The sequence below is a fragment of the Terrabacter koreensis genome (genome assembly GCF_054783315.1).
The window spans coordinates 54,241-70,962 of record NZ_BAAGQU010000004.1 but is presented as its reverse complement, the minus strand read 5'-3'; the positions used below and the strand labels follow the sequence as shown (position 1 = coordinate 70,962).

Sequence of the window (16,722 nt, the reverse complement as noted above, 5' to 3'; positions counted from 1 at the left end):
GGGTGTCCGGACCGCCGGCTCAGCCGACCGCGTCGCGGGCGGCGACGAAGGCGTCCACGCAGGCGCGCACGTCGGCCTCCGAGTGCGCCGCCGACAGCTGCACCCGGATGCGGGCCTTGCCGCGCGGAACGACCGGGAAGCTGAAGGCGATGACGTAGACGCCGTTGCCGAGCATGTGGTCGGCGATCTCGGCGGCCCGGCGGGCGCCGTCCTCACCGGGGAACATGACCGGCCGGATGGGGTGCGTGCCCGGCAGCAGCTCGAAGCCCGCCTCGGTCATCAGCGTGTGGAACAGCTGCGTGTTGGCCTTGAGCGTCTCGCGCTTCTCGGCCGAGCTCTCGACGAGCTCGAGGGCCGCCATGGAGCCGGCCACGACCGACGGCGCCACGGAGTTGCTGAAGAGGTAGGGCCGCGAGCGCTGGCGCAGCAGGTCGACGACCTCTCGGTGGCTCGACACGTAGCCGCCGCTCGCGCCGCCGAGCGCCTTGCCGAGGGTCCCGGTGATGATGTCGACGCGGTCCATGACGCCGAAGAGCTCGGGTGTGCCGCGGCCACCGTCGCCGACGAAGCCGACGGCGTGGGAGTCGTCGACGAACACCATGGCGCCGAACTCCTCGGCCAGGTCGCAGATCTCGTCGAGCGGCGCGTACGAGCCGTCCATCGAGAAGACGCCGTCGGTGACGACGACCTTGCGCTTGGCGCCCGCCGCCTGGGCCGCCTCGAGCTGGCCGCGCAGGTCGGTCATGTCGGCGTTCTTGTAGCGGTAGCGCATCGCCTTGCTCAGGCGGATGCCGTCGATGATCGACGCGTGGTTGAGCTCGTCGCTGATGATCGCGTCCTCGGCGCCGAAGAGCACCTCGAAGACACCGCCGTTGGCGTCGAAGCACGAGGAGTAGAGGATCGTCGCCTCCGTGCCGAGGAACTCGCTGATGCGTGCCTCGAGCGCGGTGTGCAGCGTCTGGGTGCCACAGATGAAGCGCACCGAGGCCATGCCGAAGCCCCACTGGTCGAGAGCCTTCTTCGAGGCCTCGACGACACCGGGGTCGTTGGCGAGCCCGAGGTAGTTGTTGGCGCAGAAGTTGAGCGCCTCGGCCTTGAGCGTCGTCACGTGAGCCGACTGCGGCGAGGTCAGCTCGCGCTCGTTCTTGTAGAGGCCGGCGTCGCGGATCTCCTGGAGCGTCGCGGTGATCTCGTCCTTCACTGAGCCGTACATCGGTGTCCTTCGCGGGTCGGTCGGGTGGCGGGGGCGCGTGTGGCGGCACCCAGCGTATGCCGCCCCGGAGGACGCGACACCCCCACCGGGTGCCCCTCGGACGGACTTCGGGGAAGCCGCCGTGGAGCCCGTTCACGCGGCGTAGCGTGGTCGACACCTGATTCCTCGGGGGACCACAGCCAGTGAGGCGGGAACATGCCTGAGTTCATGGACGTGCACACCAACATGCCCGGGGTGACCACGGAGGCGCTGATGGCAGCGCACCAGGCCGACCTCGACATCCAGGACGAGGAGGGCGTGAACTTCAAGCACGCCTGGGCCGATCCCAACACGGGTCACGTCTTCTGCCTGTCGGAGGGCCCGAGCGCGGATGCCGTGAAGCGCATCCACGAGCGCACCGGCCACCCCGCCGACGAGATCCACGAGATCACCGTCACCGCCTGACCCCGCCGACCAGGGGCCGGAGGAAGGAGTGAGGCCATGACGACGCGACAGGGAAGCCTCGCCCTGCTCGAGGACGAGGTGGCCCAGCGGCTGCTGCAGTCACCGCTGCCGGCCCGGCTGGCGTACACCTGGACCGACGGGACGCCGCGGGTGGTGCCGATCGGGTTCCACTGGAACGGGGAGGAGCTCGTGTTCGGAACGCCGACGGACGCACCCAAGATGCGGGCGCTGCGTGACGGCATGCGAGTTGCTGCCACCATCGACACCGGCGAGATGCCCTACAAGGTTCTGCTGATTCGCGGCACCGTCCGCACCGACGTGGTCGAGGGCGTCGCTCCCGAGTACGAGGCGATGACGATGCGTTGCCTGGGCGCCGAGCAGGGGGCGGCGTGGCTCACCAACCTGCGGGCCATGACGACCGACATGGCCCGGGTGTACCTGACCCCGGACTGGGTGGGGATCATCGACTTCGAGACGCGCTTCCCCAGCGCGATCGAGCGCGCCATGGAGCGGGCTGCGGGGGCGCAGTAGCGTCGGGGAATGGGACCAGAGCGGCGTGACGGCTTCGCGGCGGCTCGCGTCGCCCGCTTGGCGACGGTGGGTCCTGACGGCTTCCCGCACCTGGTGCCCGTCGTCTTCGTCGTGCTCGGCGACGAGGTGTGGAGCGCCGTCGACCACAAGCCGAAGTCGACCCGGGAGCTCCGGCGCCTGCGCAACATCCGAGCCAACCCGCAGGTCAGCCTTCTCGTCGACCACTACGACGACGAGTGGACCCGGCTCTGGTGGGTACGGGCAGACGGCCGGGCGACCGTTGTGGAGGGCGGCTCGTCCGGCACCAACGCCGTGCCCGACGATGTGCCCGACGACGTGCTCGACGATGTGCTCGACGCCCTCGCCGCGAAGTACCCGCAGTACGCGGCCGATCCTCCGCTGGGTCCGTTCGTGCGGGTGCACGTCGCACGGTGGTCGTCGTGGCAGCACGACGCCGGGGGCACCGTCACCGCCTGACGGCATACCTCGCGTAGGTGGTCCCGCCGGCGAAGCGGCGGCAGTCGAGCAGGTCGAGGTCGAGCCGTATGCCGTCGGGCAGGCTCGCCGTGCCGCCCCCGACCACGACGGGGACCCTCAGGAGAGCCACCTCGTCGACGATGCCGGCCCGCAGGGCGTGCACCGCGAGGGTGGGGCCGCCGATGCTGACGTCACGGTCCGAACCGGCCACGAACCTCGCGACGGCGGCCGCGTCGAACTCCCGCTCGAGGGTGGTGCGCGCGGACCTCACCTCCGCCAGCGTCCGCGAGTAGACGACCTTGGCGGCCGCCTGCCAGATGCGCGCGTAGTCGTGCTCGACGTCGTCGCCGTCGGTGGGTGCGGTCTCCCAGTAGGCCATGACCTCGTAGAGCCGGCGGCCACAGAGGTAGGTGCCGACGTCGCGCTCGAGGTCGTTGACGAAGGCATGGACCTCGGCGTCCGGGGCCGCCCACTCGAAACCGCCCGAGGAGTCGGCCACGTAGCCGTCGAGCGAGGCGATGGTGGTGTAGAGCAGTCGCGCCATGTGTTGACTGTGTCACTCGCCCACGCTCGGGAGCACGTTCTCGACTGGGGCGCGAGCGTGGGCCGGACTAGAGTTGACCGGGTTTTCGACGCGGTGACCCCGCTCGACCCCTCCCTCCATCCCCCACCCTCAGGGAACGCTCTGTGCTCCGACGTCTGACTCCTGCCTGCGCCGCTGCGGCCTGCGCCCTGGCCCTGGCCGCCTGCGGTGGCACCCCACCGAGCCAGTCGCCCGAGGCGGCCACCCACCCCGGCTGGGCCGTCGTCGCCGAGCTCGTCTGCCCGCCGAGCGGTGACTCGGACGGCTCGCTCGCGGAGCACAAGATCACGTGCACGTCGGGCGGCAAGCCGCGCGAGGCGGCCTTCTACGACGAGGCCGTGCAGCTCGACCGGCGGGTCAGCACGTTCGAGTGCACGAGGGGCGTCAAGTCCGTGGCCGGCAAGGACTGGATCGTGCCGGCCATCACGGACGAGAAGGTCGTCTCGAAGCTGCTCGACGCCGGCGGCATCAACCTCTGCTGACGCGCGCTCAGCCGTTCGGTTCGTCGAGGAAGGCGTGCGTCAGGTCGGCCAGCTCGCGCGCCGACTCGGTGTTGAGCAGCGGCCCGGCACCGTCGACGACGTGCACGCGCGCCGTCGGCAGCTGCTGCGAGAGCTGCTGCGCTGCAACGACCCCCGCCTTGTCCTTGGAGCCGGCGACGACGAGCGTCGGTGCCGTCACCTGGCGCAGCGACTCGGTGCCGTCGAAGCCCTTGAGGGCATCGAGCACCGCCAGCATCCGCGGGCGCGAGACGCCGGCGTCGACGAGCTTGCTCTCGGGCACGAGCCGCATCGCCAGCCGCTGCATGCGCAGCGCGCCCTTCGACGGACGCACGAGTGCGCCGCCGAGCACCAGCCGGCCGACCAGCTCGGGCCGTTCGACAGCGAGGCGCAGCGCGACGCTCGCGCCCACCGAGACCCCGACGAAGTCGGCCTGCTTGACGCCCTGCAGCTCGAGCTCGTCGGCCACCCCGGCGGCCGCGGCCGCGAGGTCGAAGCCGACAGGGTCCTTGGGCTTGAGGCCCCGCATCCACGGGGCGCTCATCGGACGCCCCGCGCCGAACGCCGAGACGAAGTCCTGCCACGCGATGGGCGACTGGCCCAGCCCGTGCAGGAGCACGAGCGGCCGGGGACGTGCGCTCGGGTCTTCGGCGGACGGCATACGCAAGCCTCTCAGCTCCAGTCGAGGACGACCTTGCCGCACTGGCCGGACCGCGCGGTCTCGAAGGCCTCCTCCCACTGCTCCGCCTTGAACCGGTGCGTGATGACCTGGGCGACGGCGGCACGGAAGCGCTCGGACGTCGCGATCATCTGCGACATGGCGTACCAGGTGTCGTACATCTCGCGGCCGTAGATGCCCTTGAGCGTGATCATGTGGGTGATCACCTTGCCCCAGTCGAGGTCGTAGGACTGGTGCGGCAGGCCGAGCAGCGCGATGCGCCCGCCGTGGTTCATGTTCGCGATGAGGTCGGTCACGGCGGGGGCGGCGCCCGACATCTCGAGACCGATGTCGAAGCCCTCCTTCATGCCGAGGTGGTGCTGCGCGTCGGCCAGGCTCTCGCGGGTGACGTTGATCGTGAGGTCGGCGCCGGCCGCCTCGGCGAGCGACAGGCGGTAGTCGCTCGCGTCGCTGACGACGACGTACCGGGCGCCCGCGTGCCGCGCGATCGCGGCCGCCATGACACCGATCGGCCCGCCGCCCGTGATGACGACGTCCTCGCCGACCATCGGCCACTGCAGCGCCGTGTGGGTGGCGTTGCCCAGCGGGTCGAAGACGGCGCCGAGGTCGGGGTCGAGGTCGGCCGGCTGCACCCAGGCGTTGCTCGCCGGGATGACGACGTAGTCGGCGAAGGCGCCGTCGCGGTTGACGCCGATGCCCTTCGTCCGGATGCACAGGTGCCGACGGCCGGCGCGGCAGTTGCGGCACGTGCCGCACACGATGTGGCCCTCGCCCGAAGCCCGGTCGCCGACCTTGACGTCGGTGACGTCCTCGCCGACCTCCACGACCTCGCCGTAGAACTCGTGACCGATGACGAGCGGGGGCTTCACGACCGACTCGGCCCAGTCGTCCCAGCCCGCGAGGTGCAGGTCCGTGCCGCAGATGCCGGCCCGCAGCACGCGGATCTTGACGTCGGCGGGCCCGCACGCGGGCTCGGGACGGTCGACGAGCTCCAGGCCGGGGCCTGCGGACAGCTTGGTGAGTGCACGCACGGAGGAGAGTCTGCCGTATGCCGCCGGGCGGGGTCCCGGGGGCGGCGCCGGGTCGCCTGGGGTCATTACGGGAAAACACGGATGCGGGAGGCCCCCGGGGCGCAACACTCTGATGAAGGGGTCCTCGCCGCGTGGCACGCAGGGCACGCGCGGCGAGGACGTAGGGGCCGGGGGCCGGGCGTTCGGAGGGTGACATGACCGGCAGGCAGGGGATGTCCGCGGAGGAGCTGCCGTTCGCCGCCCAGGGTTCGGTGATCCGGTGCGCGCACGCGCTGATGCTCGCCCTCGTCGCCCTCGTCACGATTCCCGTGCTCTTCCTGGACTTCCTGTTCCGGCGCCCGGCCAACCCCTTCTGGGACGGCTTCCGACCGTCGTCGCACGCTCCGGTCTGGCCGTTCTTCACGTCCCCCGAGGCGGTGGTGCTCTACGTCCTGGCGGGGCTCACGCTGCTCAACTACGGCGTCCGGCGTCGCGGCGTCGCCAACCGGGTGCGCGAGCACGAAGACACCGCGGGCGCTGCCGCGAAGCGCGCCCACGAGGAGTCCGCCCCAGTCCCGCCACTCGAGGGAACCGTCATCTGCTGCTCGGGCGGAGGGATCAAGTCCGCGTCGTTCTGCATGGGTGCCCTCCAGGTGCTGCATCGGGAGGGCGTGTACTCGAAGGCGCGCGACGTCGTCGCAGTCAGCGGAGGCGGCTACGCCGCCGCAGCGTTCGCCGCGATGGCCTACCGGCGACGCACGTTCCTGCACGACACCGAGACCACGCCCTTCGCCCCGGACAGCAAGGAGCTCGCGGAGCTGAGGAGACGGACCAACTACATCGGGCAGCCAGGTCGAACCCGCTTCGACCTGGTCGTCTCGCTGCTGGCCGGTATCGCACTCAACGTCCTCATCCTGGGTGCAGCCGTGGTCGTCGTCGCGTGGCTGCTCGGCCAGCACATGGCCCTGACCGGCATGGTCCGGGCAGAGACTGAGGACGGCCGCACGCACTCCTCGCAGCCCGGACCGACAGTCGCCTGGGCTCGTGTCTTCGCCGACTGGTCCGGCAGCAGCGCCCTCCTCGTCCCTGCTGCCGTGGTGGTGCTCATCGCGGTCGCCTGCGCGCTGCCGCTGCTCACCCTCTCGGTCAGGCCGCTGGTCGAGTACGGATGGGGGCGGCGTCTCTACCGTGTGTTCGTCGGCGTCGCGCCGGTGACGAGGACCTCTGCCCTGGAGAACCTCCCCTCGCGACTCATCGCCCTCGGCGCAGCGGTCTTCGCCTTCTCGGTCGTCATGCCCGCCGGTGCGGTGCTGCTCCACAACTGGTTCGTCGCCGGGGAGGAGCCGCAGTTCACCGTGCCTGCCATCTGGGCCGCCGGCGGCGGCACCCTCGGCTCGCTGTGGGGCCTCGTCGGGAGCACGGTGAAGGGAATTGCCTTGCCCAAGAACCCGACGACGACCGGTGGACGAGCCCTCGAAACGTTCCGGCGTGCGGTCGCGCCCTTCCTGGCAGTTCTCCTCTTCGTCGTCGTCGTGGTCGCCGTCACCTCGGTCGTGGCCACCTGGTTCCTCACGGCTGCGCTCCAGAACAACCACCAGCCGTTCTGGGTCGGGGGCGCCGTTCTCGGAATCGTCGTGCTCCGCCTCCGTGGGTCGTCCGGATCGCCGACGACCCGTCGTTTCTACGAGGACCGCCTGGCGTATGCCTACCTCGACCACTGGCAGGACATGCCGGTTCGAGCTCGTTGCGATGTCCGGCTCCAGACCGTGGCCAGGGGCGCCGAGGGACAGTGGCCCGGGCTCACCCTCGTCGCGACGGCCAACGTGCAGGAGGGTGACGTGCTGCCCTCCGGTCGTGGCGGGACGCCGTTCGTGCTCGGACGGCAGGTCGGCCTGACCTCCTCGCAGCTGCCCGGAGGCGCGGCGCTGGTGGACGTCAGGCAGTACCGGCACGTCGGCAGAAGGCGGCTCACCCTGGCGGGCGCCATCGCCCTCTCCGGCGCAGCAGTTGCACCGACGGCGGGTCGGGAGTCCAAGCGGATCGGCGCCTATCGTCTCCTTTTGGCATTCGCGAACGTCCGACTTGGCGCGTGGGTCCGCAACCCGAAGTACGAGGGGTTCCGTCGGCAAGATGTCGCGCCCGGCCCGTTCGAGAAGCCCCGAGCGCTCGCGAGGGCCAACATGGCTCTCGATCACCCGAACGCTCTCAACGTGGTCAACGAGGCCTGGGGACGGGTGTCCATCTACTTCCCGTTCCTCTACGTCAGCGACGGCGGCCACTACGACAACCTCGGCCTGGCCGAGTGCCTGCGCCTTCGTCCGAAGCAGATCATCGTGCTCGACGGCACGGGCGACGCCGAGGACCAGTTCCCGGTGCTCGGCGACGTCATCGCGACCGCGCGCATGGACCAGAACGTGACGGTGGACCTCAACCCGGCGCCGTTGTGCCGGGGGGACCGTGATCACCCGCGTGAGAGTCACATCGTCGGCAAGGCGCGCTACGGGGACGAGGGCACCGAGTCCACGCAGATCGTGTACCTGCGCTGCGTGCTGCCGGCGCAGTCGTCGTGGGACCTGACGTCGTTCAAGCTGCGCAACCCCGACTATCCCTCCACCCTCCAACGGTTCGAGATGTTCGACGAGTTCGACTTCGAGGCCTACCGCAAGCTGGGTGACCTCGTGGCGCGAAGGGCGATGCACGACATCCGGCGAACGAGCCCCCGCCCGTGAACGCGGTCGTGCTCATCTCGGCGAGACTGCCTGAAGTCGGTGGCCCTGCGCTGCGCCGCGCGGGACAATCGCTCGTGTACCTGCGGCTCACACCGACGCGAGCGGTGCTCTTCGGCACGACCGCCCTCGTCGTCAAGATCGCCACGTCCGCGCCGCGGCTCTCGACCGAGGCGCCGGCCGTCGCGATCACCTGGCTGACGACGCTCTCGTTCGTCGTCATCGGGCTGACGCTGCTGTCGTCGGGCCTGCCCCGCGTCAACGGTTGGGCCTGCCTGGTCGTCGCCTGGGCGATCGTGCCGGGCGACCTCAACGACCCGCACTTCGCGCAGTCCGGCTGGTCGCCCCTCGGCTTCCTCCTCGAGCCCGTCTACCTGCCGGCGGCCGTCGCCCTGGTGCTGCGCTACCCGCGGCGCCGGCTGCGCAGCCGCGAGCGGGTCGTCGTGCTCCTGATGCTCGCGGCGACCGTCGTCAGCCGGGCCGGAGCGATGTTCACCGCCGGGGTGGTCAAGGACGGGTTCCACCGACCCGACGGGTTCCCGACCCTGGCGCTCGACCCGTTCTGGCACGACGTCGTGTTCGTGCGTGCCGGGCGGGGCGCCACCGCCGCCCTGCTGGTGCTCACCGGCGTGATCCTCATGTGGCGGGCGGCGAGCTCCATCGGCCTCAACCGCCAGTCGATCGCGCCGCTGGCCGTCGTCACCGCCATCTGCTCGTTCGCCGCGGCGTTCGACCAGGCCTACTGGGCACAGCTCATCCCCGACACCAACGCAGCCCTCGCCCGCGACCTCAGCGCGGCGATGATCCCCGTGGCGCTGCTCGCCGACCTGCTCCGCCGTCGCACCGCCGGAACGATCATCGCCGAACGCGTCGTCGCCGCTGCTCGCTCCGGTGACTCCCTGGAGCTCCAGTCGGCCCTGCGCAGCGCGCTCGCCGACCCCTCACTCGTCGTCGGCCTGCCCGAGGAGCCGGGCCCGCGCCCCGCCGAACAGCCGCCAGCCGAACAGCCGGCAGCCGACCGGGCCCGGGCGGTCGTGACCGACGACGCCGGCCGCGCCCTCATCCGGGTCGACTACAACCCCAGGGCGATCGGCGACGAGGCCCTGCTGCGCTCTGCCCTCGAGGCCTCACGCGTCGGACTCGAGAACACCCGCCTCAACGCCGAGCTGCGTGCCAACCTCGCCGCCCTCACCGAGGCCAACGCGCGCATCGTCACCGCCACCCTCGACGAGCGCCGGCGGATGGAGCGCAACCTCCACGACGGCGCCCAGCAGCAGTTCCTCGCCGTCGCAGCGCTGCTCGCGCGCGCCGACCTCGTCGAGACGGTCGAGGCCCGCACCATCATCGGCGAGGCCCGTCACCAGCTGCGCGACGCGCTCGCCGAGCTGCGTCGGCTCGCACACGGCATCCATCCGGCGGCTCTCGCCCAGGGCGGCCTGGTGCCCGCGGTCCACACGCTGCGCGAAGCGGCACCCTTCCGGGTCGACCTCGACGTCGACGAGGTGACGGCCGCGACCCGACCGGGGGCTGCGGTCGAGGCGGCCGCCTACTTCGCCACCGCCGAGGCCCTCGCCAACGCCGCGAAGCACGCGAGCGCGACCCGCGTACGCGTCGGCATACGTCGGCGTGACGGCTCCCTCGTCGTGAGGGTGGGCGACGACGGCGTGGGCGGCGCACGCCTCGCGCCCGGGGGCGGACTGGTCGGGCTGCGCGACCGGCTCACGGCGCTCCACGGCTCCCTGGAGGTGCACAGCGACCCGTGCCCAGAGCACCCGGACCGGCACGGCAGCGAGGTCGTCGCGCGGATCCCGCTCGACGAGGAGCAGGCGCGATGACGGCCCCGGCCGACGGGCCGCTGCGCGTGGTCCTCGTCGACGACTCGGCCCTCTTCCGCAGCGGGCTGGCCGGCCTGCTCGCGGCCTGCGGCCTCGAGGTCGTGGCCGAGCTGCCCGACGCGACCGGGCTCGCGGCGGCCATCGAGCAGCACCGTCCCCATGTCGTCGTCCAGGACGTGCGGCTGCCGCCCGACCACAGTGACGAGGGCATCCGGGCGGCCCTCGCGACTCGGGCCGCGCACGCCGACGTGGGCGTGCTCGTGCTCAGCACCTACGTCGAGTCGACATGGGCCCAGCAGCTCTTCCGCGACGGCTCGTCCGGTCTCGGCTACCTGCTCAAGGACCGGGTCGACGACGTCGACTCGCTCGTCGACGGCATCCATGCGGTGGCGCGCGGCGGCACGGTGGTCGACCCCGAGGTCGTCGACCGGCTGATGAGCACCACCCGGCGCCAGACGTCCGTGCTCGACCCGTTGACCGAGCGCGAGCGCGACGTGCTGGCCCTCATGGCGGAGGGTCGGTCGAACGTGGGCATCGGCGAGCGCCTCTTCCTCTCGCCGCGCACCGTCGAGGCCCACATCGCGGCCATCTTCAGCAAGCTGCCGCTCGAGTCCGACGACAACACGACGAACCGGCGGGTGCTCGCCGTGCTCGCCTTCCTGCGCAGCGGCGCGGGCGAGAGCTGACCGCTGCGAGGATGTGACCGTGACGAACCCACCCGACAGCGCGCGCGTCGAGCACGCCGTCGAGCGGCTGCGCGCTGCCGGCGAGCGCCTCACCCCGGCGAGGTATGCCGTCCTGCGGGTCGTCGACGCCGCAGACCGAACGGACGAGCACCTCACGGCCGACGACATCGGCGCCCGCGTCGCCGACCTCGAGCCGGCCGTGCACCGGGCCACCGTCTACCGCACGCTCACCTCGCTCGTCGACTCCGGTGTGCTCTCCCACGTGCACCTCGGCGGCGCAGCGACCGTGTACCACCTCACCGCCGAGGCGGCCGCGGTGCACCAGCACGGGCACCACGCGCACGTCCAGTGCCACGTGTGCGGCACGGTGCTGGACGTGCCGCCCGACGTCTTCGACGAGGTGGCCGCCAGGCTGCGGACCGACCTCGGCTTCGTCCTCGACACCGGCCACGCGGCCCTGCTCGGCACCTGCCGCGACTGCGCCACGACCCCCTGACGTCAGACGGCGCGGACGTCGAGGAGGTAGCCCTGGGCGGGGCCGATCACCGGCACCGGCAGCCCGACCTCGGTGAGCACCGCGCCCGGCACGGTGAGGCCGTCGCCGTCGAGCGCCCGCTCCCACCAGGCCGGGTAGGTGTTCTGCACGACCGCAGGCAGTCCGGCCTCGGGGCGGACGCGGACGGCATACGTGCGCTGGGGGTCGAGCCCCGGCAGCGGCACCGACCCGGTCACCGCGTCACGACCGGTCACGAGCCGTGCCACCGAGTAGGCCGCGCGGCCGCGCTCGGCGTCGACGGTTCCCGTGACGAGCACCGTGCCGTCCGGCGTCTCGGAACGCACGAGGTCGCCCGAGTGCAGCAGCGCTCGCAGCTCACGGGCGAGGGCCGTCCAGCGCGTCAGCGCCTCGAGCTCGTCGTCGGAGCACTTCGTGATGTCCCACTCGAGCCCGGGGTGGCCCTGCAGCGCGGTGAGCATGCGGAAACCGAGGTCGACCGTGCGGTGCGTCGTGTGCGCACCGGCCGGACCGATGTGCGTGCCCATCAGCTCCGCCGGCACGAGCAGGCTCGTCCAGCGCTGGATGCTCGCCCGCTCGAGCGCGTCGTTGCAGTCGCTCGTCCAGATGCGGTCGGTGTGGTCGAGCACCTCGAGGTCGACGCGCGCGCCGCCGCTGCTGCACGACTCGATCTCCAGCCCGGGGTGACGGCCGCGCAGGTCGTCGAGCAGCCGGTAGTAGGCGAGCGTGTGCTCGTGGACCGCAGGGGCGTCGACGCGCCGGCCGGCGCCGGAGTCCACCGTGTGCACGGCCTCGAGCAGGTCGCGGTTGTGGTCCCACTTGATGTAGTCGATGCCGTACTCCGCGACGAGCGTGCTGATGCGCTCGAGCAGCTGCCCGTATGCCGCGTCGTTCGTGAGGTCGAGCAGCTGCTGCCAGCGCCACTCGCGGGGCGCTCCTTGGGCCGGCCCCAGCACCCACTGGGGGTGCTCGCGCACGAGGTCGCTGTCCTCGTTGACCATCTCGGGCTCGAACCACAGGCCGAACTCGAGGCCGAGGCCCTTGACGTGGTCGACGAGCGGTGCCATGCCGTCGGGCCAGACGTCACGCGAGACCACCCAGTCGCCGAGTCCGGCACGGTCGTGGCGGCGGCCCCCGAACCAGCCGTCGTCGAGGACGAAGCGCTCGACTCCGATGCGAGCAGCCGTGTCGGCCAAGGACTTCAGGTGGTCGAGGTCGGTGTCGAAGTAGACGGCTTCCCACGTGTTGAGAACCACAGGCCGCGGTCGCGACGGGTGCCCGGCGCGGGCGCGCAGGCTGCGGTGGAGGCGGCGCGAGAGCCCGTCGAGGCCCTCGGTCGAGTGGACGAAGACGACCGTCGGGGCGGCATACGTCTCGCCCGCGGCCAGCCGCACCTCGCCGGGCGCGAGCAGCTCGCCGCCGCCGATCACGGCGTGGTGGCGACCGGCGCCCTCGGGCAGCGACTCGACGAGGTGCTCGTGGTTGCCGCTCCACGCGGTGTGCACGGCCCAGACCTCGCCTGTGCGCCAGTCGAACCCGCGCGTCCCGGCCATCATCAGCAGGGTCGCGTCGTGACCGGTGCGGCCGCGGCGTGAGGCCCGCAGGTGGGTGCCGTGGTCGAGCCGGCTGCGCTGCGGCGACCGCTCCCGGCACCACCGCCCGGTGAGGTCGAGCACCTCGTCGGCGCGCAGCGGCAGGGGCAGGATCGCGCGCAGGGCGGCCACGTCGAGCGGCGCCGCGTCGTCCGAAACGCTTGTGACAGAGGCGTCGACGCGCAGCACCCCGTGCTCGTCGAGGGCGTGCCGCAGCTCGAGGCGTATGCCGTCGGGCGAGGTCGCGCGGGTGACGGCCGTCGCGCCCTCCGCCTCGCACGTGACGTCGACCCAGCGCACCGCGCCAGAACCGCCCGCTCGGTGTCCCGCCCAGCCGGGTGTGCCCGCCCAGCCGTCGGCCTCGCCCGGGAGCAGCGTGAGCGGCCACGGCTCGTCGAGGGCGCTCGGCGGGGCGGGCGGCGCGGTGACCCGGGCCAGGGCGGCATACGTGTCGCCGCCGCCGGGGAGGGCGGGCCCCCAGTGCAGCACCTCGGGGAGTCCCGGTCCGCCGGGCCGCGGCTCAAGCACGAGCGCGGTCCCGGCGGACTCGATGTGGACGATGGACGGTGTGCTGACAGCGGTCTGGTCGGTCACGTCATCCCTTGGTCGCACCGAGCGTCAGCCCGGCGACGAAGTGTCGTTGGAGCACGAAGAAGATCACCGGGGTCGGGATCGCGATGATCATCGACCCGGCGGCGACGAGGTTGTTGTCGGTGAAGAACTGGCCGCGTAGGTTGTTGAGCGAGCTCGTCACCGGGAACTTGTCGCCCTGCTGGAGCAGCACCGTGGCCCAGAAGAACTCGTTGTAGACCCACGTGGTCTGGAGCACCGCGAGGGCGGCCAGGGCCGGGCGGCAGAGCGGCAGCGTGATCTGGAAGAACTGCCGTGTGACGCTCGCACCGTCGATGACGGCCGACTCGTAGAGCTCCTTCGGCAGCGCCTTCATGTAGTTGCTGAGCACGAAGGCGCAGAAGCCGGTCTGGAAGGCCACGTTGACGAGGATCAGGCCCTGGAAGCTGTTGAGCAGCGTGCCCGACTCGCTGAACCAGAACGGCACCTCGATCGACCGGAACATCCGGTACACCGGGATGAGGAGCGCCTGCGGCGGCAGCAGGTTCGCGGCCATGAAGAAGCCGAGCAGCGCGACGTTGATCTTCCACGAGAAGCGCGCGACGACGAACGCGACGCAGGCCGAGAGAAAGAGCGTCAGCAGCACGGCAGGGACCGTGATGATCGCCGAGTTCCAGAAGTGCAGGCCGAAGTCGCCCTGCTCCCAGGCGTTCTTGTAGTTGTCGAGCGTGAAGCCGCCCCACGAGATGTAGCCGTTCTTCGCCGTGTACGCGTAGTCGCGGAAGGAGTTGACGAGCGCGAGCAGCAGCGGGAACAGCCAGATGAGCGAGACGATCGTCAGCACGACCGGCAGCAGCCAGCGGCGGCCCGACCGGGCACCGCCCTCGCGCGGCCTCAGCAGCGCCGCCTCCCGTGCGTGCACGGGATCGACCGGGTTGGACGTCAGTGTCTGGTCGGACATCTCAGTCCTCCTTCATGGCGATGCGCAGGTAGACGAAGACGAGCACGCTCGAGATGAGCAGCATGATGGTCGCGAGCGCCGACCCGAAGCCGATGCGGCTCGCCTCGCCGACGACGTTCTGGGTGACGAGGGTCGAGATCAGCTCGAGGCCGTTGCGGCCCTTGTTGATGACCCACACGAGGTCGAACGCGCGGAGCGACTCGATGAAGGTCACGACGAGGACGATGATGTTGATCGGGCGCATGACCGGCAGCACGACCCGGAAGAAGGTCGTCGTCTCGCTCGCGCCGTCGACCTTGGCCGCCTCGCGCAGCGACGGGTCGACGCCCTTGAGGCCGGCCAGGTAGAGCAGCATGATGTAACCCGAGTGCCGCCAGCTGGCCGCCAGGAGCGCGGCCCACAGGTTGACGTTCGGGTCGCCGTACCAGTCGGTCGACCCGCCCGTGATCGCGTTGAGCAGGCCTTGGTCACGGGAGTAGATGAGCTGCCACACGAAGCCGATGAGAGCCAACGAGAGCACGACGGGCAGGTAGATGCTCGTCTGATAGAACCGCGTGCCCACCGCGCCGCGGTCGATGAGCACCGCGAAGAACATGCCGAGCGGGGTCGCGATGAAGAACATCACCGCGAGCCAGATGAGGTTGTGCTGGATCGCCGGCCAGAACGGCGGGTAGATGGTCGCGATGTCCTGGTAGTTCTTGAGCCCGACCGTCTTGATGCCGGAGAGCGGCCCGATCCCGTCCCAGTTGGTGAACGAGAGCAGGACCGAGCCGATCGCCGGGAGCCAGACGAGCCACAGGACGATGAGGGTGGGCACGACCACCATCAGGGCGACGACGATCTTGTCACGTCCTGATAGATGGTCGATCCCCTTGTACTTTCGGGTGGTCGCCATGGCGTGCCTCCTCAGGACGTGAAGATGCTCTTCTTCTGGGCCTCGATCTTCGTGAGGAGGCCGTCGATGTCCTTCGGGTTCTTGATGAAGTCCTGGATGGCGGGGATCATCACGGTCGAAGCGAAGTCAGGGCGCGTGTCGCGGTCCATGAACTGGGCGATCGACTTGGCGGACTTCACGAACTCGACCGACTTCTTCTGCAGGGCGGTGTAGCCGCTCGTGTCGGCCTTGTCGTTCGTCGCGATGACGCTCGGGTCGGCCTTGAGGGCGAGCAGCTGTGCCTCGGGCTGCGAGATGTACTGCAGCAGCTTCTTGGCCGCGGCCTCGTTCTTCGGGCGGGCGCTCATCATGTAGCCGTCGATGGGAGCCTCGATGGCGTCGGTGCCGATCGTCGAGTCGACCTCGGGGAAGGTGAAGAAGTCGAGGTCGTCCTGCTCGGCGCCCTTGGTGAACTGCTGGGCGACGAACGCACCGAGCAGATACATGCCGGACTTCTTCTGCTGCAGCGACTGCGCAGCCTCCTGCCAGGTGCGGCCCAGCGAGTCGGCCTGGTGCAGCGGGAGGATCCCGGCCCAGGTGTCGAAGACCTTCTTGACCTTGGGGTCGGTCCAGGACTCCTTGCCCGCCATCAGGCTGACGTGGAAGTCGTAGCCGTTGACGCGCAGGTTGATCTGGTCGAAGGTGCCCATGGCCGGCCAGCCGTCCTTGTCGCCGAAGGCGATCGGGTCGAGGCCGTCCTTCTTCATCTGGGCGCCGAGCGCGTTGAGGTCATCGAGGGTCTTCGGGACCTCGTAGCCCTTCTCCTTGAAGAGGCTCTTGCGGTAGAAGATCGCCCAGGGGTAGTTGGTGATCGGCACGAAGTACTGCTTGCCGTCCTCGGCCGTCGACGCCTTCTTCATGGCGTCGCTCATGCCCTGCATGTTGGCCCAGACGTCCGAGATGTCGCCGACGAGGCCCTTCTGGGCGAAGAACTGCATGCGGTAGCCGGCGAACCACGTGAAGACGTCGTCGGGCGAGCCCTGCAGGTAGTTGTTGATGTTCTCCTGGAACGTGTTGTGGTCGACGGTGTTGATCTTGACCGTCGTGCCCGAGTTGGCCTTGGAGAAGGCGTCCATGTACGCCTTGACGGCGGCCTTCGGCACGGCGTCGGACTGGTTGGAGCCGACGGTCACCGTGCCGGTCACGGCTCCGGTCGGGACACCCTGTCCGCTGGTGCCGCCGTTGCCGCAGGCCGCGAGGCCACCTGCTCCGAGAAGGGCTCCGACGCCGAGTGCGCCGCGCAGCAGGGTCCGACGGTCGACGCCGCGGACGGAGGGGGGAACCATGCGCGCGAGGTACTCGGCCTCGCTCGTGGGGCGGGTCATTGCGGTCTCCTTTGACGCTGTGCCGGGAAGGTGTCGAACGCTCCATGGCGACGGATTCCAACATCCGCCATCAGAAACCTCCAACAACAAACAGAGAATGTCGAGGGGCACCACCCCCTGTCAAGAGATCGGTGGAAGGTCG

Annotated in this window: 16 protein-coding genes; 8 read left to right on the top strand and 8 right to left on the bottom strand. The window is 70.6% G+C overall.

Annotation, left to right across the window (positions count from 1 at the left end; genetic code table 11):
* Positions 1–19: 19 nt before the first annotated feature.
* A complete protein-coding gene (locus tag ACYVNR_RS03045; RefSeq protein ID WP_461046490.1) occupies positions 20–1,213 on the bottom strand; it encodes a glycine C-acetyltransferase in 1,194 nt (397 codons plus the stop codon).
* A 195-nt stretch (positions 1,214–1,408) separates the two neighbouring features.
* On the opposite strand from ACYVNR_RS03045, the gene ACYVNR_RS03040 reads away from it, so the two are divergent.
* From ACYVNR_RS03040 to ACYVNR_RS03030, 3 genes are read left to right on the top strand one after another with little or no spacing between them, the layout of a single operon-like run.
* Positions 1,409–1,657 carry an SCO4226 family nickel-binding protein gene (locus ACYVNR_RS03040; protein ID WP_045191157.1) on the top strand — a complete coding sequence of 83 codons (249 nt, stop codon included), beginning with the start codon at positions 1,409–1,411 and terminating at the stop codon, positions 1,655–1,657.
* Positions 1,658–1,693: 36 nt separating this feature from the next.
* Positions 1,694–2,188 (top strand): pyridoxamine 5'-phosphate oxidase family protein, encoded by a 495-nt coding sequence (locus tag ACYVNR_RS03035; protein ID WP_461046488.1) that lies wholly within the window; start codon positions 1,694–1,696, stop codon positions 2,186–2,188.
* A gap of 9 nt (positions 2,189–2,197) precedes the next feature.
* Positions 2,198–2,665, top strand: a complete 468-nt coding sequence (locus ACYVNR_RS03030; protein WP_461046486.1) for a TIGR03668 family PPOX class F420-dependent oxidoreductase — start codon at positions 2,198–2,200, stop codon at positions 2,663–2,665.
* Here the strand turns inward: ACYVNR_RS03030 and ACYVNR_RS03025 are convergent.
* Positions 2,655–3,209 (bottom strand): dihydrofolate reductase family protein, encoded by a 555-nt coding sequence (locus ACYVNR_RS03025; protein ID WP_045191154.1) that lies wholly within the window; start codon positions 3,207–3,209, stop codon positions 2,655–2,657. The genes ACYVNR_RS03030 and ACYVNR_RS03025 overlap by 11 nt on opposite strands.
* Positions 3,210–3,352: 143 nt before the next feature.
* Between ACYVNR_RS03025 and ACYVNR_RS03020 the strand changes: the two genes are divergently transcribed.
* Positions 3,353–3,730: a hypothetical protein gene (locus ACYVNR_RS03020; RefSeq protein ID WP_045191153.1), complete on the top strand. Its 378-nt coding sequence runs from the start codon at positions 3,353–3,355 to the stop codon at positions 3,728–3,730.
* Between the two features lie 7 nt (positions 3,731–3,737).
* Here the strand turns inward: ACYVNR_RS03020 and ACYVNR_RS03015 are convergent, their stop codons facing one another.
* Positions 3,738–4,409, bottom strand: a complete 672-nt coding sequence (locus ACYVNR_RS03015) for an alpha/beta fold hydrolase (protein WP_461046484.1) — start codon at positions 4,407–4,409, stop codon at positions 3,738–3,740.
* 11 nt (positions 4,410–4,420) lie between these two features.
* Positions 4,421–5,458 (bottom strand): L-threonine 3-dehydrogenase, encoded by a 1,038-nt coding sequence (tdh, locus tag ACYVNR_RS03010; RefSeq protein WP_045191151.1) that lies wholly within the window; start codon positions 5,456–5,458, stop codon positions 4,421–4,423.
* Positions 5,459–5,652: 194 nt separating this feature from the next.
* Here tdh and ACYVNR_RS03005 point away from each other — a divergent pair, with 194 nt between their 5' ends.
* From ACYVNR_RS03005 to ACYVNR_RS02990, 4 genes are read left to right on the top strand one after another with little or no spacing between them, the layout of a single operon-like run.
* Positions 5,653–8,166 (top strand): hypothetical protein, encoded by a 2,514-nt coding sequence (locus ACYVNR_RS03005; protein WP_461046482.1) that lies wholly within the window; start codon positions 5,653–5,655, stop codon positions 8,164–8,166.
* On the top strand, positions 8,163–9,998 hold the full coding sequence (locus ACYVNR_RS03000; protein ID WP_461046480.1) for a sensor histidine kinase: 1,836 nt from the start codon (positions 8,163–8,165) through the stop codon (positions 9,996–9,998). Before ACYVNR_RS03005 ends, ACYVNR_RS03000 begins: the two co-directional genes overlap by 4 nt.
* Complete coding sequence (locus tag ACYVNR_RS02995) at positions 9,995–10,684, top strand: response regulator transcription factor (protein ID WP_461046479.1); 690 nt, start codon at positions 9,995–9,997, stop codon at positions 10,682–10,684. Before ACYVNR_RS03000 ends, ACYVNR_RS02995 begins: the two co-directional genes overlap by 4 nt.
* A gap of 19 nt (positions 10,685–10,703) precedes the next feature.
* A complete protein-coding gene (locus tag ACYVNR_RS02990) occupies positions 10,704–11,180 on the top strand; it encodes a Fur family transcriptional regulator (RefSeq protein ID WP_461046477.1) in 477 nt (158 codons plus the stop codon).
* Positions 11,181–11,182: 2 nt separating this feature from the next.
* Here the strand turns inward: ACYVNR_RS02990 and ACYVNR_RS02985 are convergent, their stop codons facing one another.
* Genes ACYVNR_RS02985 through ACYVNR_RS02970 form a run of 4 tightly spaced genes read right to left on the bottom strand, consistent with a single transcriptional unit; the run spans position 11,183 to position 16,580 of the window.
* Complete coding sequence (locus tag ACYVNR_RS02985; protein WP_461046475.1) at positions 11,183–13,384, bottom strand: alpha-galactosidase; 2,202 nt, start codon at positions 13,382–13,384, stop codon at positions 11,183–11,185.
* Position 13,385: 1 nt separating this feature from the next.
* Positions 13,386–14,321 carry a carbohydrate ABC transporter permease gene (locus ACYVNR_RS02980; protein ID WP_461046473.1) on the bottom strand — a complete coding sequence of 312 codons (936 nt, stop codon included), beginning with the start codon at positions 14,319–14,321 and terminating at the stop codon, positions 13,386–13,388.
* 1 nt (position 14,322) lies between these two features.
* On the bottom strand, positions 14,323–15,216 hold the full coding sequence (locus ACYVNR_RS02975; protein ID WP_461046471.1) for a carbohydrate ABC transporter permease: 894 nt from the start codon (positions 15,214–15,216) through the stop codon (positions 14,323–14,325).
* Positions 15,217–15,227: 11 nt separating this feature from the next.
* Positions 15,228–16,580: an ABC transporter substrate-binding protein gene (locus ACYVNR_RS02970; RefSeq protein WP_461046470.1), complete on the bottom strand. Its 1,353-nt coding sequence runs from the start codon at positions 16,578–16,580 to the stop codon at positions 15,228–15,230.
* Between the last annotated feature and the right edge of the window lie 142 nt (positions 16,581–16,722).

Excerpts from the sequence above, each read along its gene's own strand:
- ACYVNR_RS03030 (WP_461046486.1), top strand. The coding sequence starts at position 2,198 with ATGGGACCAGAGCGGCGTGACGGCTTCGCGGCGGCTCGCGTCGCCCGC.
- ACYVNR_RS03045 (WP_461046490.1), bottom strand. The coding sequence starts at position 1,213 with ATGTACGGCTCAGTGAAGGACGAGATCACCGCGACGCTCCAGGAGATC.
- ACYVNR_RS03005 (WP_461046482.1), top strand. The coding sequence starts at position 5,653 with ATGACCGGCAGGCAGGGGATGTCCGCGGAGGAGCTGCCGTTCGCCGCC.
- ACYVNR_RS03035 (WP_461046488.1), top strand. The coding sequence starts at position 1,694 with ATGACGACGCGACAGGGAAGCCTCGCCCTGCTCGAGGACGAGGTGGCC.
- ACYVNR_RS02975 (WP_461046471.1), bottom strand. The coding sequence starts at position 15,216 with ATGGCGACCACCCGAAAGTACAAGGGGATCGACCATCTATCAGGACGT.
- ACYVNR_RS03040 (WP_045191157.1), top strand. The coding sequence starts at position 1,409 with ATGCCTGAGTTCATGGACGTGCACACCAACATGCCCGGGGTGACCACG.
- ACYVNR_RS02980 (WP_461046473.1), bottom strand. The coding sequence starts at position 14,321 with ATGTCCGACCAGACACTGACGTCCAACCCGGTCGATCCCGTGCACGCA.
- ACYVNR_RS02970 (WP_461046470.1), bottom strand. The coding sequence starts at position 16,580 with ATGACCCGCCCCACGAGCGAGGCCGAGTACCTCGCGCGCATGGTTCCC.
- ACYVNR_RS03025 (WP_045191154.1), bottom strand. The coding sequence starts at position 3,209 with ATGGCGCGACTGCTCTACACCACCATCGCCTCGCTCGACGGCTACGTG.
- ACYVNR_RS03015 (WP_461046484.1), bottom strand. The coding sequence starts at position 4,409 with ATGCCGTCCGCCGAAGACCCGAGCGCACGTCCCCGGCCGCTCGTGCTC.
- ACYVNR_RS02995 (WP_461046479.1), top strand. The coding sequence starts at position 9,995 with ATGACGGCCCCGGCCGACGGGCCGCTGCGCGTGGTCCTCGTCGACGAC.